Annotated in this window: 21 protein-coding genes; 14 read left to right on the top strand and 7 right to left on the bottom strand. The window is 63.8% G+C overall.

Annotation, left to right across the window (positions count from 1 at the left end; all coding sequences use genetic code 11):
* The first annotated feature begins 165 nt into the window (after window positions 1-165).
* From iscR to der, 12 genes are all read left to right on the top strand, one after another.
* A complete protein-coding gene (gene iscR, locus DOM32_RS01620) occupies window positions 166-648 on the top strand; it encodes a Fe-S cluster assembly transcriptional regulator IscR (protein ID WP_110630607.1) in 483 nt (160 codons plus the stop codon).
* A 156-nt stretch (window positions 649-804) separates the two neighbouring features.
* The gene (locus DOM32_RS01615; protein WP_110630605.1) at window positions 805-1,980 is read left to right on the top strand and encodes an aminotransferase class V-fold PLP-dependent enzyme; all 1,176 of its coding nucleotides are present in this window, start codon (window positions 805-807) and stop codon (window positions 1,978-1,980) included.
* A gap of 44 nt (window positions 1,981-2,024) precedes the next feature.
* Entirely contained in the window at window positions 2,025-2,351 is a 327-nt protein-coding gene (locus DOM32_RS01610) for a HesB/IscA family protein (RefSeq protein ID WP_071229914.1), read from the top strand.
* Between the two features lie 302 nt (window positions 2,352-2,653).
* Complete coding sequence (gene ndk / locus DOM32_RS01605) at window positions 2,654-3,082, top strand: nucleoside-diphosphate kinase (protein ID WP_071229915.1); 429 nt, start codon at window positions 2,654-2,656, stop codon at window positions 3,080-3,082.
* An 82-nt stretch (window positions 3,083-3,164) separates the two neighbouring features.
* Complete coding sequence (rlmN, locus tag DOM32_RS01600) at window positions 3,165-4,298, top strand: dual-specificity RNA methyltransferase RlmN (RefSeq protein ID WP_087719994.1); 1,134 nt, start codon at window positions 3,165-3,167, stop codon at window positions 4,296-4,298.
* Between the two features lie 192 nt (window positions 4,299-4,490).
* Window positions 4,491-5,228 (top strand): type IV pilus biogenesis/stability protein PilW, encoded by a 738-nt coding sequence (gene pilW, locus DOM32_RS01595; protein WP_110630603.1) that lies wholly within the window; start codon window positions 4,491-4,493, stop codon window positions 5,226-5,228.
* 59 nt (window positions 5,229-5,287) lie between these two features.
* A complete protein-coding gene (locus DOM32_RS01590) occupies window positions 5,288-6,337 on the top strand; it encodes a RodZ domain-containing protein (protein WP_244179762.1) in 1,050 nt (349 codons plus the stop codon).
* An 8-nt stretch (window positions 6,338-6,345) separates the two neighbouring features.
* Window positions 6,346-7,461, top strand: a complete 1,116-nt coding sequence (gene ispG / locus DOM32_RS01585) for a flavodoxin-dependent (E)-4-hydroxy-3-methylbut-2-enyl-diphosphate synthase (protein ID WP_110630601.1) — start codon at window positions 6,346-6,348, stop codon at window positions 7,459-7,461.
* Window positions 7,462-7,643: 182 nt separating this feature from the next.
* Window positions 7,644-8,921: a histidine--tRNA ligase gene (gene hisS, locus DOM32_RS01580; RefSeq protein ID WP_110630599.1), complete on the top strand. Its 1,278-nt coding sequence runs from the start codon at window positions 7,644-7,646 to the stop codon at window positions 8,919-8,921.
* A 133-nt stretch (window positions 8,922-9,054) separates the two neighbouring features.
* Window positions 9,055-9,711, top strand: a complete 657-nt coding sequence (locus DOM32_RS01575; protein ID WP_071229919.1) for a YfgM family protein — start codon at window positions 9,055-9,057, stop codon at window positions 9,709-9,711.
* Window positions 9,711-10,877 (top strand): outer membrane protein assembly factor BamB, encoded by a 1,167-nt coding sequence (gene bamB, locus DOM32_RS01570; protein WP_110630597.1) that lies wholly within the window; start codon window positions 9,711-9,713, stop codon window positions 10,875-10,877. Before DOM32_RS01575 ends, bamB begins: the two co-directional genes overlap by 1 nt.
* Before the next feature lie 189 nt (window positions 10,878-11,066).
* Entirely contained in the window at window positions 11,067-12,476 is a 1,410-nt protein-coding gene (der, locus tag DOM32_RS01565; RefSeq protein WP_087719989.1) for a ribosome biogenesis GTPase Der, read from the top strand.
* A 58-nt stretch (window positions 12,477-12,534) separates the two neighbouring features.
* Here der and DOM32_RS01560 read toward each other — a convergent pair whose 3' ends face one another.
* The 4 genes from DOM32_RS01560 to DOM32_RS01545 form a co-directional block, all read right to left on the bottom strand.
* Window positions 12,535-14,145, bottom strand: a complete 1,611-nt coding sequence (locus DOM32_RS01560) for a diguanylate cyclase (protein ID WP_110630595.1) — start codon at window positions 14,143-14,145, stop codon at window positions 12,535-12,537.
* On the bottom strand, window positions 14,138-14,524 hold the full coding sequence (locus tag DOM32_RS01555) for a response regulator (protein WP_071229923.1): 387 nt from the start codon (window positions 14,522-14,524) through the stop codon (window positions 14,138-14,140). The genes DOM32_RS01560 and DOM32_RS01555 overlap by 8 nt, the downstream gene beginning before the upstream one ends.
* Window position 14,525: 1 nt before the next feature.
* Window positions 14,526-17,990 carry an ATP-binding protein gene (locus DOM32_RS01550; RefSeq protein ID WP_110630593.1) on the bottom strand — a complete coding sequence of 1,155 codons (3,465 nt, stop codon included), beginning with the start codon at window positions 17,988-17,990 and terminating at the stop codon, window positions 14,526-14,528.
* Window positions 17,991-18,061: 71 nt separating this feature from the next.
* Entirely contained in the window at window positions 18,062-18,934 is an 873-nt protein-coding gene (locus DOM32_RS01545) for an ATP-binding protein (protein ID WP_110630591.1), read from the bottom strand.
* Between the two features lie 240 nt (window positions 18,935-19,174).
* Between DOM32_RS01545 and DOM32_RS01540 the strand changes: the two genes are divergently transcribed.
* Together DOM32_RS01540 and DOM32_RS01535 are read left to right on the top strand one after the other, a co-directional pair.
* Window positions 19,175-19,798, top strand: a complete 624-nt coding sequence (locus DOM32_RS01540) for a hypothetical protein (protein WP_110630589.1) — start codon at window positions 19,175-19,177, stop codon at window positions 19,796-19,798.
* Between the two features lie 116 nt (window positions 19,799-19,914).
* Window positions 19,915-20,721: a M48 family metallopeptidase gene (locus DOM32_RS01535; protein ID WP_110631111.1), complete on the top strand. Its 807-nt coding sequence runs from the start codon at window positions 19,915-19,917 to the stop codon at window positions 20,719-20,721.
* A gap of 333 nt (window positions 20,722-21,054) precedes the next feature.
* Here DOM32_RS01535 and aroE read toward each other — a convergent pair whose 3' ends face one another.
* The 3 genes from aroE to tsaC all read right to left on the bottom strand — a co-directional run bounded on the left by aroE (window position 21,055) and on the right by tsaC (window position 23,439).
* Window positions 21,055-21,867, bottom strand: a complete 813-nt coding sequence (gene aroE, locus DOM32_RS01530) for a shikimate dehydrogenase (RefSeq protein ID WP_110630587.1) — start codon at window positions 21,865-21,867, stop codon at window positions 21,055-21,057.
* On the bottom strand, window positions 21,864-22,796 hold the full coding sequence (gene hemF / locus DOM32_RS01525; protein ID WP_110630585.1) for an oxygen-dependent coproporphyrinogen oxidase: 933 nt from the start codon (window positions 22,794-22,796) through the stop codon (window positions 21,864-21,866). The genes aroE and hemF overlap by 4 nt, the downstream gene beginning before the upstream one ends.
* Before the next feature lie 94 nt (window positions 22,797-22,890).
* Window positions 22,891-23,439: an L-threonylcarbamoyladenylate synthase type 1 TsaC gene (gene tsaC, locus DOM32_RS01520; protein ID WP_087719982.1), complete on the bottom strand. Its 549-nt coding sequence runs from the start codon at window positions 23,437-23,439 to the stop codon at window positions 22,891-22,893.
* Between the last annotated feature and the right edge of the window lie 48 nt (window positions 23,440-23,487).

The raw sequence follows: 23,487 nt of genomic DNA, 5'->3' as shown, positions 1-23,487 counted from the left end.
CCACAACGTCAAGACGTCGACGTGGCGGCTCCGGCGTAACGCCGCTCGCCCCGGCAGACGCCAGTGGCCGAAACAGCGAGCGTCGATCGCCGGCAGAATGGTTGACCGTGTTACTGGGTTTTTCCATAATGCCGCTACCGATGCAGCGACAGCCGATACCCGCCGATGCGTTTGACTACCAAAGGGCGCTACGCCGTCACCGCGATGCTCGATCTGGCTCTCAACGCCGATCAGGGACCGGTCTGTCTGGCGGATATTTCCAAGCGTCAGGATATTTCGCTGTCCTATCTGGAACAGCTGTTCGCACGACTGCGGCGCGCCAAGCTCGTCAGTAGCGTGCGCGGCCCGGGCGGGGGTTACCTGCTGGGGAGAGCACCCGCCGATATTTCGGTAGCGGGCGTGATCGATGCGGTCAACGAGTCGGTGGATGCCACCCGCTGCCATGGCCAGGCGGACTGTCATCAGGGCAGCAAGTGCATCACGCATCACTTGTGGTGCGACCTCTCCGACGAAATCCAGCGCTTCCTGAGCGATATCAGCCTGCAGGAGCTGGTACGCCGGGAACAGGCCCGCGCCGCCGCCCGGCCCGAACCCGACGTACATTCGTTCGCCGACGACGCCGCCACGATCACGGTGTCGTCGCACTGAGCACGATGTCGGTGCACGGATCACCGAATCGCTACACATTCATCGTGTCGTTGCACCAGTCATCGTGTCGTTGCTCCGGGCGAGCTCGTAAACGACTACGCTTCGAGCTGACGCCGCCGAATCCATTTCGATCGATTGCCAGAGATCTACCGTGCCATGAGCGCTCCGATTTATCTCGATTACGCCGCCACCACCCCGACCGATCCACGTGTGGCCGAGCAGATGATGCGACACCTGACTCTGGATGGGGTCTACGCCAACCCGGCATCGCGCAGCCACATGCCCGGCTGGCTGGCCGAACAGGCGGTGGAAAACGCCCGCCGTCAGGTCGCCGATCTGATCGCGGCCGATCCGCGCGAAATCGTGTGGACCTCCGGCGCCACCGAGGCGGACAATCTGGCGCTGACCGGCTTCATGCGCGCCAATCGTGCCCGCGGGCGCCATCTGGTGACGTCGATCATCGAGCACAAGGCCATCGTCGATACCGCGCTGGCGCTGGAGACGGAAGGTTTCGAAGTGACCTGGCTGACCCCAGGGTCGGACGGCCGCATCTCGCCCGAGCAACTGCGCGGAGCGATGCGCCAGGACACCGTGCTGGTCTCGCTGATGGCGGTCAACAACGAGCTGGGCAGTGTCAACGATCTCACCGCGCTCTCTGCCGTGACCCATGAATTCGGCGCGCGCTTTCACGTCGACGCCGCCCAGGCCTCGGGCCGGCTGGCACTGGATGTCGAGGCCATGGGGATCGACTTGATGTCGCTTTCCGCCCACAAGGCCTACGGCCCCAAGGGTATCGGCGCCTTGTACGTTCGCCGCGATCCGGACCTGCGTATCGAGGCCTTGATCCACGGCGGCGGTCACGAACGCGGCATGCGGTCAGGGACGCTCCCGACGCACCAGATCGTCGGCATGGGCGAAGCGTTCGCGCTGGCACGCGACGAGTGCGAAGCCGACGGTGAGCGCGTTCGTGCGCTGCGCCAGCGCTTTCTCGACGGTCTGGCCGACTGCGGCGGCATACACAACCATTCGCCGCTGGAACAGTCGGTGCCCAATATCGTCAACCTCGCCTTTGATGGCGTGGATGGCGAGTCGCTGTTGATGGCGCTGCGTGGCCTGGCCGTCTCCACCGGCTCCGCCTGCAATTCGGCCAGCGTGGAACCCTCCTACGTTCTCAAGGGTATCGGCGTGCCTCATTTACAGGCGCTCGCCTCGATACGCTTTAGTTTTGGCCGCTTCACCACCATAGAAGAGATCGATGCGGCCGTGGCCGACATCCGCCGCGCCCTTGGCGGACTGCGTCAGCCATCGACAGCCGCCATGAATCATCGCTAGGTCGATGGCCCCGGCGCCATCGATTTTCGGCAAGGAGAAATGCCATGCAAAACATCACGATCAGTGAATCCGCCGCGACCCAGATTCGCCATGTCCTCGAGGAGCGCGGCGGCGGCCTGGGGCTGCGCGTGGCGGTCAAGCCGAGCGGCTGCTCCGGCTACAGCTATGTTCTGGACATCGCCGATGACCTGCGGGACGAAGACATCGCGTTCGAGGAGCGCGGCGTCAAGGTGCTGGTCGACCGGGAAGCCCTGGCCATTCTCGACGGCACCGAGGTCGACTACGTCAGCGAAGGACTCAATCGATTCTTCCGCTTCAACAACCCCAACGTGACCGACGAGTGCGGCTGCGGCGAAAGCTTCAACGTCTGAACGCCGCTTCGAAGCGCCCCGTCCGCGCCATGGCCGGGCGCCCCTTGCTGGTGCCGCCCAGGGTGCGCCGGCCGCGGGCTTGCGCTACAATGGCGCGATTTTACGGCTGGCACGACGGTGATCGAAACCGCTCATCGTGCCAGCCAACGAGAATTCCGGGCGACGCGCCACCTGCCGATGCGATCGATCTCGAAGCCAGGCTTCGAGACGAGGCGTCGGGGGCGCGTCGTCTCGCATCTCAGTCATTCATTTTCCGCTCGCGACAACCGCGATCGATTCACTAAAGCCAGGAGACCGAAGTCATGGCCACCGAGCGCACGCTTTCCATCATCAAGCCCGATGCCGTTGCCAAGAACGCAATCGGCGATATCTATAGCCGCTTCGAAAAAGCCGGCCTGCAGATCGTTGGTGCCAAGATGCTCCACCTCTCCAAGGAGCAGGCAGAAGGCTTCTACGCCGAGCACAAGGAGCGCGGTTTCTTCGCCGATCTGGTCGGTTTCATGACCTCCGGTCCGGTCATGGTCCAGGTGCTCGAAGGGGAAGGCGCGATCGCCAAGAACCGCGAGCTGATGGGCGCGACCAACCCGAAGGAAGCCGCACCGGGCACCATTCGCGCCGACTTTGCGTCCTCCATCGACGCCAACGCCGTGCACGGTTCCGATGCACCGGAATCCGCCGCCCGCGAAATCAGCTACTTCTTCAACGACGACGAACTCTGCTCGCGCAGCTGATTCGTCGACCGGCCGGCCATTCGTGCCGGCCGGTCATCCTCGTCTTCGGACGCCCTGCCACCCTCGAGCCGATTCCGTTGCTATGAGCGCTGCTACCGCTACTCCGCGCACCAATCTACTGGGGCTCTCTCGCGAACAGATGGAGGCGTTCTTCGTCTCTCTGGGCGAGAAGAAATTCCGCGCTGCCCAGGTCATGAAGTGGATCCATCAGGAAGGTTGCGACGACTTCGAGTCGATGACCAACCTCTCCAAGCCGCTGCGTGCCCGCCTGGCGGAACATGCCGAGATTCGTGGCCCGAGTGTGGTCTACGAAGGCACCTCCAGCGATGGCACTCGCAAGTGGGTACTGGAAGTCGAGGACGGCAGCTATGTCGAGACGGTACTGATCCCGGCCGACAACGGCAGCCGGCGTACTCTGTGCGTCTCGTCCCAGGTGGGCTGTTCGCTGGATTGCAGCTTCTGCTCCACCGGCAAGCAGGGCTTTCAGCGCAACCTGACCAGCGCCGAGATCATCGGCCAGGTCTGGGTGGCCCAGCAGCGCGCCGGCGGCCGCATGAGCGCACCGGATGGGCGCCGCGCGATCACCAACGTGGTAATGATGGGCATGGGCGAACCCCTGCTCAACTACGACAACGTAGTGCCGTCGATGAAGCTGATGCTCGACGACAACGCCTACGGCCTTTCCAAGCGCCGCGTGACGCTGTCCACGTCCGGCGTGGTGCCGATGATCGACAAGCTCGGCGACGATATCGACGTGAGCTTGGCGATCTCGCTGCATGCGGCGAACGATGAACTGCGCAACGAGCTGGTGCCGCTCAATCGCAAGTACAACATCGAGAAGCTGCTCGATGCCTGCAAGCGCTATCTTGCCAAGTGCGGCGACGCGCGCCATATCACCATCGAGTACACCCTGATCAAGGACGTCAACGACCAGCAGGCGCATGCGCAGGAGCTCATCGCGCTGCTCGACGACTTGCCCTGCAAGATCAACCTGATTCCCTTCAATCCGTTCCCCCATTCGGGATACGAGAAGCCGTCGCGCAACCAGGTCATGCGCTTCCAGAGCTGGCTCTACGAACTCGGCCACACGGCCATGGTGCGCACCACGCGTGGCGACGATATCGACGCCGCCTGCGGCCAGCTGGTCGGCCGGGTAAAGGATCGAACGCGCCGCCACGAGCGCTACATCCAGTCGATTCAACTGGATGCCGATTGAGACCTGGCTGCCGGGCCTCGCATCGGGCCGCCGAAATCGACGAGTCGAACCGCTATCGATGTCGAATCGGCCCGCTGTCGCCTTGACTTCGACTCGACGCGGCGCTTTGATGGGAACCCCAAAACCGCTTTGTTTTCAGCTGTTCGGGACGCGACCCGACTGTCGTCTTCTCGTAACGTGGGAGAGCCGCGCATGACCCACCAAACTCGCCCTGATTCGATACGGTCGTTCTGTATCGCCATGGGTGTGGTGTGTCTGTTGAGCGGCTGCGCCACGGCGGTCTCGACCAACGGGCCGAAGCAGGACAGCCCCGAAGATGCAGCGGCGGCCTACACGCGGCTGGGCAAGGCCTATCTCGCCGAGAACAACCTGCCCCGCGCGCAGCAGGCTCTGGAACATGCGCTCGACCTCGACGCCAACGATAGTGGCGCACTGGAAGGTCTGGCGCTGCTCTACCAACGTCAGCAGGAGTTCGAGCTGGCTGACCGTTTCTTCCAGCAGGCCTTGAAAGTCGATTCCGAGGCGACACGCATCCGCAACAACTATGCGGCGCTGCTATATCAGCGCGGTGAGTATGCCAAAGCATGCGAACAGCTGCGTATCGCCAGCCAGGACATTACCTATACCAACAGGGCCCAGCTTTTCGCGAACCTGGGCCAGTGCGAGATGACCCATGGCGATGCGACTGCCGCTCGCCAATATTACGAACGCGCACTCGACATCGATGCGCGCAATGGGCGTAGCCTGCTGGCATTGGCTCGCATCGATCACACGCAGGGTAACAACGAACGCGCCTGGGAACGCTTGCAGCGTTATTTCACCGTGGCCGGCACCAATGCCGAGAGCCTGAAGCTGGCAAGCGATATCGCCAGTGCCCAGGGCGACTCGACGCGTGCCGCCTTTTATCGTCAGCAGCTTGGCGGCTCCTGAGGCGAACAGACCCCGTACTCGAGTCCCGGCTCGAGAAGAGATCAGAAGGATTTTCGCCCATGAGCGAAATGAACGAATCATCGAACAAGCAACATGATGCTCTCAGCCCCTCCCGCGAGATGGCGGGAAACATGCTCCAGCGCGAGCGCGAGCGCCAGGGACTTAGCATCGAGGATGTCGCGCTGCAGTTGAACTTGCGTCCGATCGTCGTGACCGGCATCGAAGAGGATCAATTCGACCAGGTCCCGATCGCCGCCTATCGGCGAGGCTATGTGCGTGCCTACGCGCGCCTGCTGGGAATGGACGCGTCACGGGTCGTCGGCGCCTACGATGCCACCCACGGACGCGGCGACATGGAGCGCAAGCTATCGCCGGTCCATACCTCTCGCCCGCCCTCTCGCGTCGGGGCCTGGATATTCCGCCTGTTCACTCTGCTGGTGATCGTCGGCCTGATCGCGCTGACGCTGCTCTGGTGGCAGAGCCGGGAAGGCAACGAGATCTTCGGTGGCGGCAGCGACGACAGTCCGATTGCCGTCGATCGCCTGAACGGCAACGACGCCAATGCGGATGCCGCTGGTTCCGATAGCACCGTGATGACACCCAACACCGATACCCAGCTACCGCCGACGCCCACTCGGCAGGACACGCCTTCGTTCGACGCCGATGGTTCGATGTCATCGGACGCCAGCCTCGCGAGTGGCGACACCGAACCGACCGACTCCGGCGTCTCCGCATCCGCGGAGACGACGCCCCCGGATGCCGACGCTCGTCAGGCCGAGCAGGTCGGCTCGGTGGCGGACGACGTGACTTCGGCACCGTCCGAAGACGCCGCAGCGACAGATACAGCGACTCCGGTTGCGACGAACGACGACACGCTCTCCCTGACTTTCAACCAAGAGTCATGGACCGAGATCTATGATGCCAACGACGACCGGATCTTCAGCGGCCTGCAGTCCGCAGGCAGCCAGGCCAGCGCCGAGGGTGAACCGCCCTTCCGCCTGACCATCGGCAATGCCAGTGGCGTGACGCTCGAATACCGCGGAGAATCGGTCGACCTGAGTCAATACACGGGCGGCAACAACGTTGCCCGCTTCACCCTGGGAGACTGAGAAGCGCCATGCATACGCCATCTCCGATCACCCGCCGTCTTTCTCGACAAATCCATGTCGGCCATGTGCCTGTCGGCGGCGGCGCCCCTATCGCCGTACAGAGCATGACCAACACCGACACCAATGATGTCGCCGCCACCGTGGCGCAGATCCAGCGTCTGCAGCAGGCCGGTGCCGACATCGTGCGTGTCTCGGTGCCGGACATGGACGCCGCCGAAGCGTTCGGCAAGATCAAGCGTCAGGTCAGCGTTCCGCTGGTGGCCGACATTCACTTCGACTACAAGATCGCCCTGCGGGTGGCCGAGCTCGGTGTCGACTGTCTGCGCATCAACCCCGGTAACATCGGCCGCGAAGATCGCGTTCGAGCCGTGGTCGACGCCGCTCGCCATCACGGCATCCCGATCCGCATCGGCGTCAACGCCGGTTCGCTGGAAAAGGATCTGCAGAAGAAATACGGCGAACCGACCCCGGAAGCGCTGGTCGAGTCGGCCATGCGCCACATCGACCATCTCGACCGGCTCGATTTCCCCGACTTCAAGGTCAGCGTCAAGGCCAGCGACGTGTTCATGGCCGTGTCGGCCTACCGGCTGCTGGCCAAGCAGATCGAACAGCCGCTGCATCTGGGCATCACCGAAGCCGGCGGCCTGCGTTCCGGTACGGTGAAGTCCTCCATCGGCCTGGGAATGCTGCTGATGGATGGCATCGGCGACACGATTCGCGTCTCGCTGGCCGCCGATCCGGTCGAGGAGATCAAGGTCGGCTTCGATATGTTGAAGAGCCTGAAGCTGCGCGCCAAGGGCATCAACTTCATTGCTTGCCCCAGCTGCTCGCGCCAGAATTTCGACGTCATCGCGACCATGAACGCGCTCGAGGAGCGTCTCGAAGACATCATGACGCCGCTCGACGTCTCGGTGATCGGCTGCGTGGTCAACGGCCCCGGTGAAGCCAAGGAAACCGACATCGGCCTCACCGGCGGCAGCCCGGCCAATCTGGTCTACATCGATGGCAAGCCGGCCAGCAAGCTGCGCAACGATCATCTGGTCGACGATCTCGAAGCGTTGATCCGCGCCAAGGCCAAAGAGAAAGAGAACCGCGCCGGCGACCTGATTGCACGAGAAGCCTAGCAAGTGCGCGCGAAGCTTGAGTGTACGTGGAGCAAGAAAGCGCGCGCAGAGCGTAAAGGCACGCAGGCGAAGCGTGACGGAATTCCCGTGAGGCTTGGCACCTCGCGATCCACAAACAGAGAGTCACCGACGAACGCCCAGGCAGGCTGCCTGCCGCGTTCTGTTATAGGCAGGAGTATCAGTTGAGCAACAAAATACAAGCCATTCGCGGCATGAACGATCTGCTGCCGGATCAATCCCCCGCATGGCAGTACGTCGAGCGGCAGCTACGCTCGCTGGTGGACCGTTACGATTATCGCGAGATCCGCACGCCGATCGTCGAGCAGACCGCGCTCTTCGCCCGCTCCATCGGCGAAGCGACCGACGTGGTCGAGAAGGAGATGTACACCTTCGACGACCGCAATGGCGAAAGCCTGACACTGCGCCCGGAAAACACTGCCGCCGTCGTGCGCGCCGCCATGGAGCATGGCCTGCTGCACAACCAGACGCAGCGGCTGTGGTACATGGGGCCGATGTTCCGCTACGAGCGCCCGCAGAAAGGCCGCTATCGCCAGTTCCACCAGATTGGTATCGAGGCTTACGGCATGACCGGGCCCGATATCGACGCCGAGATCATTCTGCTGTCCGCACGCCTGTGGCGTCAGCTCGGCATGTCCGAGCACGTGACGCTCGAGCTCAATTCGCTGGGCTCGCCGGAAGCCCGGTCGAACTATCGAGACTCCCTGGTCGCCTACTTCGAGTCCCATCACGAGATTCTCGACGAAGATTCGCAACGGCGGCTGAAGACCAACCCGCTGCGGATCCTGGACTCCAAGAATCCGGACATGGCGGACATGCTCGCCGGGGCACCGCAACTGCTGGACCACCTCGACGAGGAGTCCCGGGTGCATTTCGAGCAGTTGAAGTCGACGCTGGATGCCGCCGGTATCGGCTACCGCATCAACCCTCGACTGGTACGCGGTCTCGACTACTACTCGCGTACCGTATTCGAGTGGACCACCACTGCACTTGGCAGCCAGGGCACGGTCTGCGGTGGCGGGCGCTACGACGGCCTGGTCGAACAGCTCGGCGGCAAGCCGACACCGGGCGTCGGCTTCGCTATCGGTCTCGAGCGCCTCATGCTGCTGCTGGAAACCCTCGACCTGATCCCCGAAGACGCCAAGGGCGGTGCCGATGCCTACCTGCTGGCGATGGGCGATGCCGCCGAGCGCGAGGCGCTGCTACTGGGCGAGCGCCTGCGTGACGCTCTGCCCGCGCTGCGGCTTCAGGTACACTGCGGCGGCGGTAGCTTCAAGAGCCAGATCCGGCGTGCCGATCGCAGCGGCGCCCGGGTAGCGCTGATTCTCGGCGAGGACGAAATCGCCAAGGGCCGGCTGACGCTGAAGCCACTGCGTGACGACAGCGAACAACAGACACTCGAGCTGGACGACGCCATCGCCTGGCTCGCACGGCTTTCATAGCGCCCCGACGCCGGCGCTAACCGTAGCTCGTAGCTCGTAGCTCGTAGCTCGTAGCTCGTAGCTCGTAGCTCGTAGCTCGTAGCTCGTAGCTCGTAGCTCGTAGCTCGTAGTCAATAGTGTAAGGAGACCGCCCGTGGCGGAGCTTAGGACCGAAGAAGAGCAGCTGGACGCGATCAAACAGTGGTGGAAGTCCAACGGAAGCGCCCTGCTGGTGGGCATCGTCATCGCCGCGGCCGGCGTGTTCGGCTGGCAGGCGTGGCAGCGTTACCAGGAAGGCCAATCCGCCGAGGCCTCCAATGCCTACCAGCAGCTGATCGCGATCGCCAGCAGCGACACCCTCGACGACAACGCCCGCACCCAGGCGTTCGACCTGGCCGACGGCCTGCAGAGCGACCACGGCGATACGCTCTACGCCGATCTGGCCGGCCTGCTGGAAGCCAAGATCGCGATCAATGCCGAAGACAACGAACGCGCCCGTCAGGCGCTGAACGATGTCGTCGCCAACAGTGACCGCCCCTACATGCAGAGCCTGGCGCGCATCGATCTCGCACGCCTGCAGATTGCCGGCGACGATGCAAAAACCGCCCTGACGACCCTCGAGGAGAGCGTGCCGAGCGCACTGGAAGCGCAGCGCCAGAATGTGCTCGGTGATGCCTACGTCGCGCTCGAACGCCCCGAGGATGCGCGTAACGCCTACCAGCAGGCGCAGAGTCTGGCGCAGGATGCCGACCAGACCCTTTACGGCCTGCAGCTCAAGCTAGACGATCTCGGTGCGGAGGACGCCACCTGATGAAATTGACTCACCTACTTCTGCCGCTGGGGTTGACCGCGACACTGCTGGCCGGCTGCGCCGGCAGCGTCGAGCCGCAGTATCCGCCCAAGGAACTCCAGGACTTCACGCCCAAGGTCAGCCTCGACGAACGCTGGGACCAGGGAATCGGCGAAGGCCTGGGCCGCGCCCGCTATCCGCTCACCCCCATCGTCGATAGCGGCACCCTTTACGCCGTCGACCAAACCGGTGACCTGCACGCCATCGACACCGACAGTGGCGAAACCCAGTGGGAGGTCGAGCTGGGCACGCCTATCTCCAGCGGCATCGGCGCCGACAGCAGCCGTCTCTATATCGGCACCCGCAACGGCGAAGTGCTGGCCATCGATCGCGGGGACGGCAGCATCGACTGGAAATCACGGGTCTCCAGCGAAGTGCTGGCCGCTCCCCAGGTCAACAGCGAACTGGTCGTGGTGCAGAGCGTCGATGGCGCCGTCACCGCGCTCGACCGCCTGAATGGCAACGAGCAGTGGGTCTACTCCAGCTCCCAGCCGGCATTGACCCTGCGCGGCACCGGCGCGCCCCGTGTCATCGAGCCGGTCTCCTTTGCCGGGTTCGCCAACGGCCGCCTGGTGACGCTGGACAACCGTAGCGGTCAGCCGCTGTGGGACATGCGCGTCGCCGTTCCCAAGGGCCGTACCGAAGTCGACCAGCTCGTCGATCTCGACGGCCAGCCGGTGCTGACCCAGGATGGGCGCCTGTTCGTGACCAGCTACAACGGCCGCCTGCTGGCGCTGGAAGCCACTTCCGGCAAGGTGCTGTGGGAGCATGAAGAGTCCAGCTACCTGACCCCGCTGGTGGTCGGCAACTATCTGTTCACGGTCAACGAAGCGAGCCACGTCATCGCGATCGAGGCCGACACCGGCCGGGTGATGTGGGATTCCGACACCCTCGAAGGCCGCTCGCTGACCGCGCCCTCGTTCGTCGACGGCAACATCGTGGTGGGCGACTACGAAGGCTATATCCATCTCATCGACGCCTCGACCGGCGAAATGAACGGACGGGTAGAGATCGGCGGCGATGGACTGACGCTGCCGCTGTTGACCGGCAATCAGCGCATCTACGCGCTGAGCAACGACGGCACCCTCGTCGCCTACGACCTCGAGACGCTTTCCGACAGGAATTGATCGCCATCGGGTGACAGCTCATCGGCCCCGCCTCGGCGGGGCCGATGGCGTTATGGAAGGCGATATCGAGAGGTTCGGACTTCGCGCTTCTCGCATGCTAGAATGCCGGGCTATTAGCATCGATCGTACCGGGTCACCCGACCCCTCCCTCCGATCGTCCACCTTGTCACCGCCCTTTTGCGAATCGCCATGAATCCCGTTATCGCCCTGGTTGGCCGACCCAACGTCGGCAAGTCGACGCTTTTCAACCGCCTGACACGCACCCGCGATGCACTGGTGGCCGATTTCCCCGGTCTGACCCGCGACCGCAAGTACGGCAGCGGCCAGCTCGGCGACAAGACCTACACCGTCATCGATACCGGCGGCATCAGCGGTGACGAACAAGGCATCGACGCGGCCATGGCGGAGCAGTCCCTGACCGCTATCGACGAGGCGGATATCGTGCTGTTCATGGTCGACGGGCGTGCGGGCTTGATGCCGGCCGATCAGGCGATCGCCAACCACCTGCGCGTAAACCAGAAGAAAACCTGGCTGGTAGTCAACAAGACCGACGGGCTCGAAGAGCAGACCGCAATGGCCGACTTCTGGGCGCTGGGTCTGGGCGACCCGCACCCGATCGCCGCAGCGCATGGACGTAACGTCACCACGCTGATCGACGAAGTGCTGGCGCCCTTCCCGGAGCGTGACCCGGACGCCGGCCCCGCCGGCAATCATCCCGGCATTCATATCGGCGTCATCGGTCGCCCCAATGTCGGCAAGTCGACACTGGTCAACCGGATGCTGGGAGAGGACCGCGTGGTCGTGTTCGACGAGGCCGGCACCACCCGCGACGCCATCGAGATCCCCTTCGAACGCCGCGGCAAACCCTACGTGCTGGTCGATACCGCTGGTGTCCGGCGTCGCAAGAACGTCAGCCTGATCGCCGAGAAGTTCTCGATCATCAAGACGCTGGAAGCGATCAAGGAGTGCCATGTCGCGATCATGGTGCTGGATGCGCGTACCGGCCTGGTGGAGCAGGATCTGCACCTGCTGGACTACGTCCTCAGCAGCGGCCGCGCGCTGGTGCTGGCGGTCAACAAGTGGGACGGGCTGGAAAGCGAAGCGCGGGACAAGATGCGCTCCGACATCAAGCGCCGGCTGGGATTCGCCGACTACGCCGAGCTGCACTTCATCTCGGCGCTGCACGGCACCGGCGTGGGCGATCTCTACAAGTCGGTCGACAAGGCGTTCGACAGCGCCAACAGCCACTGGTCGACCAACCGCCTGACCTCGATCCTGCAGGACGCGGTCAGCGAGCATCAGCCGCCGATGATCCATGGCCGTCGCCCCAAGCTGCGCATGGCGCACCAGGGCGGCAGCAACCCGCCGATCATCGTCGTTCATGGCAACCAGACCTCGTCCCTGCCGGAAGCCTACAGGCGCTATCTGACCAATACCTTCCGCAAGGTATTGAAGGTGCGTGGCACGCCGATTCGCTTCGAATTCCGTTCCGGCAACAACCCCTACGACAATCAAGCCGGCGCCAGCGATCGCGAAAAGGCGCGTGGACGGCAGCTGAGCCGGACCCGCGAGGCGCGCAAGAGCCGCCGCGGGCGCTGACGAACGTACCCGGCGGGAGCACCGTATTCCGTCGCACGGCGGCCAGCCGCGCAGGGTGTCAAGGCGTGGCTATCCGGGTCTGATTGCGTCCGGCCTGCTTGGCTTCGTACATCGCCTTGTCGGCAGCCTCGAGCAGCGCCTCGGCGTTCGGCCACTCCCGGGTGCTGGCAACGCCAGCGCTGAACGTCGCGTGAAAGACCTCGTCCGCCGCCACGCATTCGAGCTGGGAAAAGCTGATTCGAATGCGTTCGATAGTCTCTCGCGCGTTCTCCAATTGACAGGATGGCAGCACGGCAACGAACTCCTCGCCGCCGTAGCGTCCGACATGGTCTACCCGGCGCAGACGCTGGCGCAGCAGATTGGCCAGCAGGCGAATGACATAGTCGCCGGTGCCATGACCATAGGTATCATTGATCGATTTGAAGCGATCGATATCGATCATCACGACGCAGGCGCCCGCCTGCGTCCTCTGGCTGCGCGCCACCTCGAGTTCGATCAACTCCTTGATCGCCGGATGCTTGATCAGGCCGGTGAGCCCGTCGCGAGCCAGCGCCATGCTGAGCTGGCGGGATCGCTGTGCTCGCGCTGTGACCGCGGAAACCAGCGCCATGTCCCCAATGGGCTTGACCAGGAAATCGTCTCCCGCCTGGGCCAGTGCCTGGGCCTGGCGATGGACGTTCGACTCGGCCGAAAGGTAGATGAGCGGGATCTTCAGCCAGTCGTCATCGAAGCGAATGATACGAGCCAGTTCCGGCCCGGAGCAGCCCGGCATGTTGATATCGATCAGCACCAGATCCGGCACGATGTCCCGCAGCCCGATCAAGACATCGCGGGGATCGCTGATCACCCGGGACTCGATGCCGGCCTGTTTCAGCGTCAGCCGGAAATGCTCGGCCAGCTCGATGTCGTCGTCGACGATCAGGACCCGATAGGGATCCTGCTGGGGCAGGTTGATCAAATACCGCAAGCGGTGCTCCAGCGAGGGCACGTCCACCGGATGCATGAAGAATCCCTGCGCGCCATTGCGAACGGCGTCCAGGCGTGTCTCGAAGTCGCCGGCGGCGCTCAGCACGATCAACGCCGCCTCGGGAATCGCTCCAACGGCCGGCTTCCAGACGTCGTCTTCCACCTTGGCGGTGTCGACGATAGCGATATCCGGCCGCCAATCGGCGCCGATCTCCCGAGCGTCGAGATCGCGACACTCGTAACCGAACCCGCTCAACGAGCGAATCAGCTCACCGGTATCGCCATCGGCCAGCACGGCAACCCGTATCGCTCGCTCGCCGCTGGCCAGCGGATGGCTGTCGTCGGGCTCGGTCACACCCGCTATCTGCATGCGCTCCAGGTTTCGGTAGCTGTTCGACACACGGTCGTGGAGCGCCGTCAACATCTGGAGCGTCGGCTGGCTACTGCCCTCGATCAACGTCTGCAGCCATACCTCCATCTCGCGAGCGTCCTGGCTCAAAGCCGCATAGCCGAAGGTACCGGCGGAACCCGCCATACGATGCAGCCCCTGGCGCAGCGTTTCGAGAGAGTCGGCCTTGACCGCAGTCTGGTGTTCGCTCAGCTCCCGGGTCTGCGCCATCATCGTCTGCAGATCGTCCCGTAGCCGGCGGCCGTATTGCTCGCGCAGTGCCGCCAGCCGTGCCTGGACGTCGACATCAGTCATGCGAATGCTCCCAGATCTTGCGCAACTGTTCCGCCAGCGTCATCGGATCGAAGGGCTTGATCAAGACATCCAGCGCACCGATGGAAAGATAGTGCTCGATCTCGCTGGGCTGGACCTTGGCAGTCATGAACACTACCGGGATCGACTGCGTGGAGGGCTGTTCGCGGAGTTTTGCCAGGGTCGTGGGTCCGTCGATCCCCGGCATCATGACATCGAGCAGAACCAGATCCGGCTGCCACTCGTGGGCGCGGGCGATTGCCGTCTGACCATCGTCGCAGCTCGTGACTTCGAGTCCGCCGACGACCTCTAGCGCCAGCTTGGTCACTTCCTGAATCGAGATATCGTCCTCGACGTGCAGGATACGTTGTAGGGGTTTCATTTCAGCGAGCTTCCTCCTGATTCTCGTCCGGCGACGCTCCAGCGCCATGAAGCTGGCGCTCGAACGCTTCCCTCAATGCCTCGGCCGAAAGCCCCGGCTTGGCAATCGCCGTCTTCACGCGCCCCAGCAAGGTCGGCGCCAACGCTTCTTCGGACAGAATGACGACGGCCGGCTGCTGGACCAATTGACTCAACAGCGGAATGACCTCCCAACCCGGGCCCCGCGAGGCCGTCAGATCCAGCGAAATCAATCCGTACTCATTGCTGTCGAGCAGATAGCGGGCTTCCTGCAGTGAACGGGCCACATCCAGGGTCATGCTCGACGCGACCTGCCCGGCGACACGATGGGACAGTTCGGGGTCGCTTTCGATGTGCAGGATGCGTTCGCGTGGCGGTCGCAGACTCAGCGAACTGCGAAGCACGCTCGACAGGCGCTGCTCATCGAAAGGCTTGACCAGCCAGTTCACCGCTTCCAGCCGACCGCCAATCTCCAGTTGCCCCTCCTCCGCGGTCGCCGATACCACCAGCACGGGAATGTCCCGGGTCTGCGGCTGCTCCCGCAACTGGCGCAGCAGCGTCAAGCCGTTACCGTCGGGCAGCATCAGGTCGAGGGTGATGGCGTCGAAGCTACGGCGCTCGAGCCATTTCATCGCATCGTTCATGGTATGCGCAACCTCGGCCCGATATCCCCAGTGCCGCACCAGCGTGGCCAGCAGCGCCGCCGTGTCCGGGTCGTCTTCCACGATCAGCAGCCTTGAACCGGAGAAACTGGCTTCGGCCACTTCGTCGACCTCGGGGGTCGATACCTGATCCATGGCCTCTTGGGGCAGATCGAAACACGGCAGCTCGACGAAGAAGCAGGCGCCGTGTCCGGGCTCCGAGAAGAAGTTGATCGATCCACGCATGCGCTCGACGAGTTCGCGGGTAATCGCGAGCCCGAGCCCGGTACCGCCCTGCTTTCGCGTGCTCGAGGCGTCCGCCTGGGAAAATTTCTGGAAAATGCGCTCGTGGAACTCTTCGGGTATTCCCGGCCCGCTGTCGATCACGCTGATGCGAACGCGATCGGCGATTGACTCGACACGGACCTCGACCTGCATATCCGGCGGAGAGAATTTGGCAGCGTTGGAAAGCAGGTTGCTCATCACCTGCTGGAGACGCATGGCGTCGACATTGACCCCGGCGTCATCCAGCCGCTCGGTGATCACGAGCTGCGCGCGGAACTGAGCGGCGTACGCCTGATTGGATTCGATGGCCTGATCGATCAGCGGCATCAGCGGCTGCTCCTGCATCTGGAACGCCATCTTGCCCGCTACCAGCTTCTCCATGTCGAGCAGATCGTTGATCAGCAGAATCAGACGCTGCGCATTGTTGTGGGCCGTGGCGAGCATGCCTCGCATGGTTTCCGGCGGCGTTCCGAGGGCTCCGCCCTGGATCAGACCCAGCGCGCCGGAAATCGAGGTCAAGGGCGTGCGCAGCTCGTGGCTGACGGTGGAGATAAACTCTGTCTTCAACCGCTCGTCACGCTTGCGCTCGGAAATATCGTGCAGGAAGCCATGCCATATGGTGCCGCCATCCGCCTCGCGCTCGGGGATCGACTGGCCGGCCAGCCAGGTGATACGACCATCCGAATGCTGGACGCGATATTCACAATGCCAGGGGGTGAGTTCCTCCTTGGACTTGGCGATCGATTCGAGAACTCTGGGTCGATCTTCCTCGAGGATCATATCGATTGCCGCCAACGAGTCCTCGGCCGCCTGCTCGGGCGTCATCTCGTAAAATGTCTTGATGGCATCGCTGGCATAGGGAAACGAGGCCCGCCCTTCAGCGTCGATCCGGTACTGATAAATCATTCCCGGCGTCTGCGACGCAATCTTGCGTAACCGCTGGCTGAGCTCTTCACGCGACTGCGCTTCACGCCAGCGCATCAGGGTGGCGCCGATCCAGCGGGCCAGCAAACGCACGAACTCCTCGTCGACCTCATCGAACGGCCGCGAACGTGCCTGGTCGCTGCTGAAGGCCAGCGCACCATAGCGCTTTCCATGCACCCAGATGGGCGTCCCAATATAGCTCTTCAGGGCGTAACAGCGGCGGCTTGGATGATCGTCAAACCCCTCGGCGTCGGCATCGGCGATAGCCAGGATGTCATCCTTGGCCATCGTCAACTCGCAGAACGTCTCGCCGGTTATCAATTGTTGTCCCGATACGAAACGCCGATCCGAGGCGTAGGCGGCCTCGAGCAGGCAGTCGTTGCCTTCGATACGGTTGGCAATGGCAAAAGGCATGGAAAGGTGTTTGGCGGCGACCTCCAGCGCCTTTTCCACCAGATCGAGAAAGGAGGATTCCTGCAACGCCGCGATGTCGTTGAGCGTTTCCAGCGTCTCCTTCTGAGCCTCGAGCCGCTGATTCAGCGACTCCAGGGTCTTCTTCTGGCTCTCCAGGCGCTGCTGATGTCGCAGCATCGTGTCCCGCGTGGCGCGCCGCGTTCCCCACAGCAACAACACCAGGCAGGACTCGGCAATCAGCCACGCCACGCCCCAGCGCATCCAGGTATTGGCGATCAGGTCACGGCGATGTTCAAGCTGAGTGGTGACATCTTTCCAGATCGCGACGGCTGCTACCGGAGCTTCGCTCTCGCGCCCCGTCTGACTCAAAGGTAGCAGCGTCAGCAGGTAATGCCGGCCGTTGCCGCCTTCCAGCAGCGTATGATCGCCTTCCATCACTGGCAACCGCCGCTGCTGCAGCCAGCCCTCGAGCAGCGCCTGGGAACTCTGGTTCACCCACCAGCCTGGGTCCTCATCCGCGCCGCGAAAGAGAATGGCAACGTCGCTGTTTAGTTGCTGCGCCAGCCCGTCGACATTGGGCACGACCCCGAACTCCAGCTCAAGCAGGCCGACCACGCGAGGCATCGCGCCGTCGGCGACCGGCGCCAGTACGGGAGAGACGCCCACGGTGGTCGCCCGCTCGCCATTGTATTCGATGCCCACAGTAGGCCACTGAAGAGTCAGGCTCTGTTGCCGCAGGTAGCCGCTGTCATCCTGCCCCGCTCCCGGCACGTTCGACGGCGCCATGCTCAGCAGCAGCTGAAGCTCGTCACCGGTCATCGAGAAGACTTTCAGCTCCAGGGCGCTTCCCGCTTCGAGCGCCTGCCAGTAGGGCTTGATATCCTCACTTAGACGACGCCGCAGTGGCTCGAGCTCTTCTTCAGAATCGGCCTCGGCGACTCTTGCCAGCCTGGAACGAATCGCCGGGCTGGCGGCGAGAGTCGAAACCAGCATCTCTACACGCTGCTCCAGCCCGCCGCGCGCCGCACTGACTGTAATGCCCTGTTCCTGAGACTGAAATTCGAGATCCCGCTCGAACGCGACACGATCGTTGTGCAGCGCCTGGAACAGCATCCAGCCAAAGAACAGCGTCAACAGGGCACTGCCCAACAGAATCAGCAATATCGGCAAGCGCGAGAGTTTCACTGCTTCCTCCCCTCATGAAAGTCGGCATGGGTCGAGGAACTCATGCTTTTTCATGAAGGTAACCCATTCGACTATTCCGTGGTTAGCCGAATAGACTGCGAACCGACCCACTGACAGGCGAATTGCCACGCCGCTCGGCCGCTGCGCACGCCGCGCAGGGTGGCGTAGCGAACGGCTTCGGCGCGGGCCTCCTCGCTCCACGCGCCCTCGCCGGCCAGATGAGCGACCCAGTGCCGGCAGGTCTCGAGATAGGCCTGCTGACTGAACGGATGAAAGGCGAGCCACAGGCCGAAGCGATCCGACAGCGAGATCTTCTCTTCCACGGCATCGCCATGATGGAGTTCGCCATCGACCAGGTGGGTTTCCTGGTTGTCGGCCATGGATTCCGGCAGCAGGTGCCGGCGGTTGGAGGTCGCGTACAGCAGCACGTTTTCCGGCGGCCCGGTCAGCGTGCCATCGAGCACGCTCTTCAATGCCTTGTAGGCATCGTCGCTGCCTTCGAAAGAGAGATCGTCGCAATAGACGACAAAGCGCTCTGGCCGGTCGCGCAGGCGCTGCACCAGGATCGGCAACGCCACCAGGTCGTGACGATCGACCTGAATCAAGCGCAGCCCTTCACCGGCCAGCGTGTTGAGCAAGGCACGAACCATCGAGGACTTGCCGCTGCCGCGCGCGCCCCACAGCAAGGCGTGGTTGGCAGGATAGCCCTTGAGGAAGGCGCGGGTGTTGTCGAGCAGGGCACGTTTCTGACGCTCGACGCCGATCAGATCATCGAGCCGAACCCCGTCGCGGGGCGATACCGCCACCAGTTGCCCACCGAGCGGGTGAGACTGCCATAGCGCTGCGATATCGCGACTCCAGTCGACCGCTGGCGACTGCTCCGGCAACCACCCCTCGACACGGTCCAGCAGGCGGCTCAAACGTAGCGCCAGATCACCATCCATCTTCCACTCTCCTCATTGACATTCACGATCGAGACCATACCGGCAACCTCATGAAACAGCGCTGAAGATCGTCATTCGTGACGATTGCGGATTGCCGGAAACAGCGTATCTTGTGCCGGTTGGTTCCGTGGGTCCAGTCGCGGGGGCTCTTGCAGCACCCCGGACTCGACGCAGGATGTTTCCATGCACCGCCGCTTCACCACCCTTTCCCGACCGCCGCTAATTTCAAGGAGAGAGGCGATGCCGTCTCGTTCCCGCCCGTTCATCGCGCTGATGTTGGTGTCCTTGCTGGGCGGTTGCCTGGCGCTGCCGCAGGTCGGCTTCATGCTGGGGCGGATCGCCCTTTCCTCGATGGGTGTTGAAAACGTCCGTATCGGGAACTACCACTTTTCGCCCGGCCTGGAAGATATCGACGAACTCACGCTCTTGAGCTCCGGACTCGCGCTGGCCGGCCTGCCGGTCAATATCGATCTTCCCCTCGCCATGACATTGCCCGCCAGCGCGCCGCCGATCGAGCTGCAGGGCTTCGATTGGCAGTTGCAGGTGCCGGGCGCCGAACCCGCCAGCGGCGAAGTCGACGAGCCGATCCAGTTGCAGGGCGGTGAACCGGCCACCGTCACGCTTCCCGTGGCACTCGAACCGGCCGGTATCGATGCCCTGGCTTCCCGCGCCGAGCGCGTCTCGTCGCTGCTTTCGCTCGCCCGCCAGCTCAGTCGTCGCGGCGAACTGCCGGCAGGCAGCCAGCTATCGCTGACACCGACCTTGCCCGCAGCGCTCGACGGCATCGTCACCGCACCGACACTGATCCTCGACATCGGCGAGCAGACCACGTCCGCACCAGATACCGTGCCGGTGGACGATTGACCGCCCCGACAGGCCGGGTATCTTGTGCCAATCGATGACCCGTCTCGGCCAACCACCCCGACAACATACGATTCAGGCAGATCTTGGAGACCATCATGGAAGATTCGAAGCCTCTCATGTCAGGACAACCTTCGCGCCGGGTGATCGGCGCCCTCGGCCTTGCCGCGCTGCTCAGCGCCTGCAGCACGTCGCCGCTGGGGCGCAACCAGCTGGCGTTCTACTCCGACGATGAGTTGGCCCAGATGGGCGAGCAGAGTTTCGCGCAGTACGAGCAGGAGCTGCCCACGGTCAGCGGTGCCCAGGCAACCTACGTGCAGTGCGTGGCCAAGGCGATCACCGCCGAAGTACCCGCCAGCGCCGGCATCTCCGAGTGGGAAGTGAAGGTGTTCAAGGACGATACCGCCAACGCCTTCGCCTTGCCCGGCGGCTACATCGGCGTCAACACTGGCCTGCTCGATGTCGCCACCAACCAGGATCAACTCGCCGCGGTCATCGGCCATGAAGTCGGCCACGTGCTGGCACACCACGCCAACGAGCGGGTCTCCACCCAGGCTGCGACGCAGAGCGGGCTTTCGATACTGCAGACCGTTGCCGGCCTCGAAGGCGCCGGTGGCGAACAGATCATGGGGCTGCTGGGCGCCGGGGCGCAGTATGGCGTCATCCTGCCCTTCTCGCGCAAGCAGGAGTCGGAAGCGGATCTGGTAGGGCTGGACCTGATGGCCGATGCCGGCTTCGACCCCAGCGCCAGCCTCCAGCTGTGGCAGAACATGTCAGCCAACAGTCAGGGCGAACCGCCGGCCTGGATGTCCACCCACCCCAGCAACAGCCAGCGCATGGAAGGTTTGAATGAGCGGCTCAATGAAGCCCAGCCACGCTATGAGCAGGCCAGGGCCGAGGGCAAACGACCCAGCTGCAAGGTTTAACGTTCCACCTGTCGGCATTTGCGGGACAGGTTGCTGGCAGGTAGAACCGATAGGCTTGAATCAGCCACCCAATGACGCCTTCCAGATGGCGCTGGACGACGATCGCCCGTGCCGGGTCTTGCGTCATGGATGACGCAAGAGGCGCGTTGGGCAGGATGCCCTTTCGCGCCGACCCGAGCGCGGGCGATTGGCGTTCAGAGTTTCGCCGTCTGTGGCGTCACAAAAGGGGAGCGCGAGGGGCTTGCCCCTCGCAATCACGAGCAAGAGGGTCGTTAAGACTCGGACAGTAGTAAGCTGACTCTGCTGGAATTCGTTGCCTTGCCGAAACTCAAGTTACAGCTCGCGCCGCAGTAACTCCCGCAGCGGTACGGTATCCGGGCGCACCTGACGCCATAGCCAAAAGGATTCCGCAGCCTGCTCGATCAGCATGCCGAGCCCGTCGACCGACAGTGCGCCCTGCTCTGCCGCCCAGCGTAGAAACACGGTCGGCTCGGCGGCATACATCATGTCGTAGGCCAGCCCCTCGGCAGCGAAAAGCCCCGCGGGCAGCGGCGGCAGATCGCCGGCCAGGCTGGCGCTGGTGGCGTTGATCACCAGGTCGAACGGCCCCGCCACGTCATCGAAACCGCATCCGGACACCTCGCCCTTGCCGGCAAACAGCGCCGCCAGCGCCTCGGCTTTGGCCACGGTGCGGTTGGCGACCGTCAGCGACGCGACACCGGCTTCCAGCAGCGGCTCGATCACGCCACGCGACGCGCCCCCGGCGCCGAGCAGCAGCACGCGGGCGCCCGCCAGCGGCGCGGCATGAGCCTCGAGATCCCGAACCAGCCCTACGCCGTCGGTGGTGTCGCCGTAAATCTTGCCATCGCGACCGAGCATCAACGTATTCACCGCCCCGGCCAGTTGCGCTCGCGGCGAAAGCACTTCCGCCAGCGCGAAGGCTTCCTGCTTGAACGGCACTGTCACGTTGGCGCCCCGGCCGCCGGCCTCGACGAAGGCACCCCAGGCCGCCGCGAAATCCGCGATCGGCGCTTCGATCGCGGTGTAGGCGATGGCTTCGCCGGTCTGCTCGGCGAACGCGGCATGGATCCGCGGTGATCTGGAGTGCCCGATGGGATTGCCGAAAACGGCGTAGCGGTCGGTCATGTCGGCAGGTGTTCCTCCGGTGTATTCAGCCAGTCACGGGGCTGGAGATAGGCGAGCAGCCGCGCCTCTTCGGAACCGGGCTGCGGCGCCCACTGGTACTGCCAGCGGGCCAGTGGCGGCATCGACATCAGAATCGACTCGGTGCGCCCGCCGCTCTGCAGGCCGAACAGAGTACCGCGGTCCCACACCAGATTGAACTCGACGTAGCGACCGCGTCGATAAGACTGGAATTCCCGCTCGCGCTCGCCGAACGGCGTATCGCGCCGGCGCTGGGCGATCGGCGCGAAGGCGTCGATGAAACTGTCGCCGACCGAGCGCTGGAAGGCGAAGCACTCCTCGAACGGCCATTCATTGAGATCATCGAAGAACAGCCCGCCGACCCCACGGGTCTCGTCGCGATGCTTGAGGAAGAAATAGTCGTCGCACCAGGCCTTGAAGCGAGGATAGACCGCTTCGCCGAAGGGATCGCAGGCCGCCTTAGCGACGCGATGCCAATGCTGGACATCCTCGAGATAGGGATAGTAGGGCGTCAGGTCGTAGCCGCCGCCGAACCACCATACCGGCTCCTCGCCCGGCTTGTCGGCGATGAAGAAACGCACGTTGCCGTGGACGGTCGGCACGTGCGGATTGCGTGGGTGCAGCACCCAGGAGACGCCGACCGCATGGAAGCTCCGACCCGCCAGTTCGGGGCGCGCCGCGGTTGCCGAAGGCGGCAGTTTCTCGCCGTAGACGTGGGAAAAATTGACGCCCCCTTTCTCGAACAGCGCGCCCTCTTCGATCACCCGCGACCGTCCGCCACCGCCTTCGGGGCGATCCCAGGTCTCCTCGCGGAAGCGTTCCCCGCCATCGAGCTCGGCCAGCGATTCGCAGAGTGAGTCCTGCAGGGTGAGCAGATAGTCCTTGACGCGTTCGAGATGCGGATGTGCCACGGTCGTCGTTCCTTCAGGTCGGGAGAGTGAGCGTCCAGAGTCGTGAAAATCCGGAGCGTGAAGCGAGAAAATGTCGCTGGGTAAAGGCGAGCTCTCAGGCGCGCAGCACCTCGTTGGTCATCAGGTCGCGAATGGTGCTCGGCCGATCGCGCCCGCCAAGCGGGCCTTCCACCACCGCGTCCAGCGCCTCGCCGAACGTCTCGCGCACCTGTGACGCACTCATTGCCGGCGGTTCGCCGGCCCGGTTGGCCGACGTCGACACCAGCGGGCCGCCCCAGGCCGCGCACAGCGCCTGGACCAGCGGATGATCGCTGACGCGAACCGCCAGCGTGGAATGGCTTCCTCGCAGCAGCGGCGCGGCCCGGCCATTGTCGGGAATCAACCAGGTATTGGGGCCGGGCCAGCTAGCGGCGAGACGCGCCATCGCATCGTCGTCGACGCCTTCGAGCCACGCCGCGAGCTGACGGATGTCCCCGGCGATCAGGATCAGCCCCTTCTCGCTGGCACGCCCCTTGAGGGCGATCAACGCGTTCAGCGACCGTTCGTCATCCGGGTCGCACCCCAGCCCCCAGACACCCTCGGTGGGATAGGCGATGATGCCGCCGCGCCGGAGCGCCGCAACGGCTGCTGCAAAGTCCTGCATGATCTCGATCCTTCTTTCCGCGAGCCGACCTGTCGCTGGATATGGGCT

Origin of the sequence: Salinicola salarius (assembly GCF_003206135.1) — a bacterium.
Taxonomy (GTDB): domain Bacteria; phylum Pseudomonadota; class Gammaproteobacteria; order Pseudomonadales; family Halomonadaceae; genus Salinicola; species Salinicola salarius.
The sequence above is the reverse complement of the archived record's forward strand: the minus strand, read 5'-3'. Positions and strand labels throughout refer to the sequence as shown.

Bases quoted from the DNA above. Each gene is read 5' to 3' on its own strand.
- iscR (WP_110630607.1), top strand. From the start codon at position 166: ATGCGTTTGACTACCAAAGGGCGCTACGCCGTCACCGCGATGCTCGAT.
- DOM32_RS01615 (WP_110630605.1), top strand. From the start codon at position 805: ATGAGCGCTCCGATTTATCTCGATTACGCCGCCACCACCCCGACCGAT.
- DOM32_RS01610 (WP_071229914.1), top strand. From the start codon at position 2,025: ATGCAAAACATCACGATCAGTGAATCCGCCGCGACCCAGATTCGCCAT.
- ndk (WP_071229915.1), top strand. From the start codon at position 2,654: ATGGCCACCGAGCGCACGCTTTCCATCATCAAGCCCGATGCCGTTGCC.
- rlmN (WP_087719994.1), top strand. From the start codon at position 3,165: ATGAGCGCTGCTACCGCTACTCCGCGCACCAATCTACTGGGGCTCTCT.
- pilW (WP_110630603.1), top strand. From the start codon at position 4,491: ATGACCCACCAAACTCGCCCTGATTCGATACGGTCGTTCTGTATCGCC.
- DOM32_RS01590 (WP_244179762.1), top strand. From the start codon at position 5,288: ATGAGCGAAATGAACGAATCATCGAACAAGCAACATGATGCTCTCAGC.
- ispG (WP_110630601.1), top strand. From the start codon at position 6,346: ATGCATACGCCATCTCCGATCACCCGCCGTCTTTCTCGACAAATCCAT.
- bamB (WP_110630597.1), top strand. From the start codon at position 9,711: ATGAAATTGACTCACCTACTTCTGCCGCTGGGGTTGACCGCGACACTG.
- der (WP_087719989.1), top strand. From the start codon at position 11,067: ATGAATCCCGTTATCGCCCTGGTTGGCCGACCCAACGTCGGCAAGTCG.
- DOM32_RS01560 (WP_110630595.1), bottom strand. From the start codon at position 14,145: ATGACTGATGTCGACGTCCAGGCACGGCTGGCGGCACTGCGCGAGCAA.
- DOM32_RS01555 (WP_071229923.1), bottom strand. From the start codon at position 14,524: ATGAAACCCCTACAACGTATCCTGCACGTCGAGGACGATATCTCGATT.
- DOM32_RS01545 (WP_110630591.1), bottom strand. From the start codon at position 18,934: ATGGATGGTGATCTGGCGCTACGTTTGAGCCGCCTGCTGGACCGTGTC.
- DOM32_RS01540 (WP_110630589.1), top strand. From the start codon at position 19,175: ATGCCGTCTCGTTCCCGCCCGTTCATCGCGCTGATGTTGGTGTCCTTG.
- DOM32_RS01535 (WP_110631111.1), top strand. From the start codon at position 19,915: ATGTCAGGACAACCTTCGCGCCGGGTGATCGGCGCCCTCGGCCTTGCC.
- aroE (WP_110630587.1), bottom strand. From the start codon at position 21,867: ATGACCGACCGCTACGCCGTTTTCGGCAATCCCATCGGGCACTCCAGA.
- tsaC (WP_087719982.1), bottom strand. From the start codon at position 23,439: ATGCAGGACTTTGCAGCAGCCGTTGCGGCGCTCCGGCGCGGCGGCATC.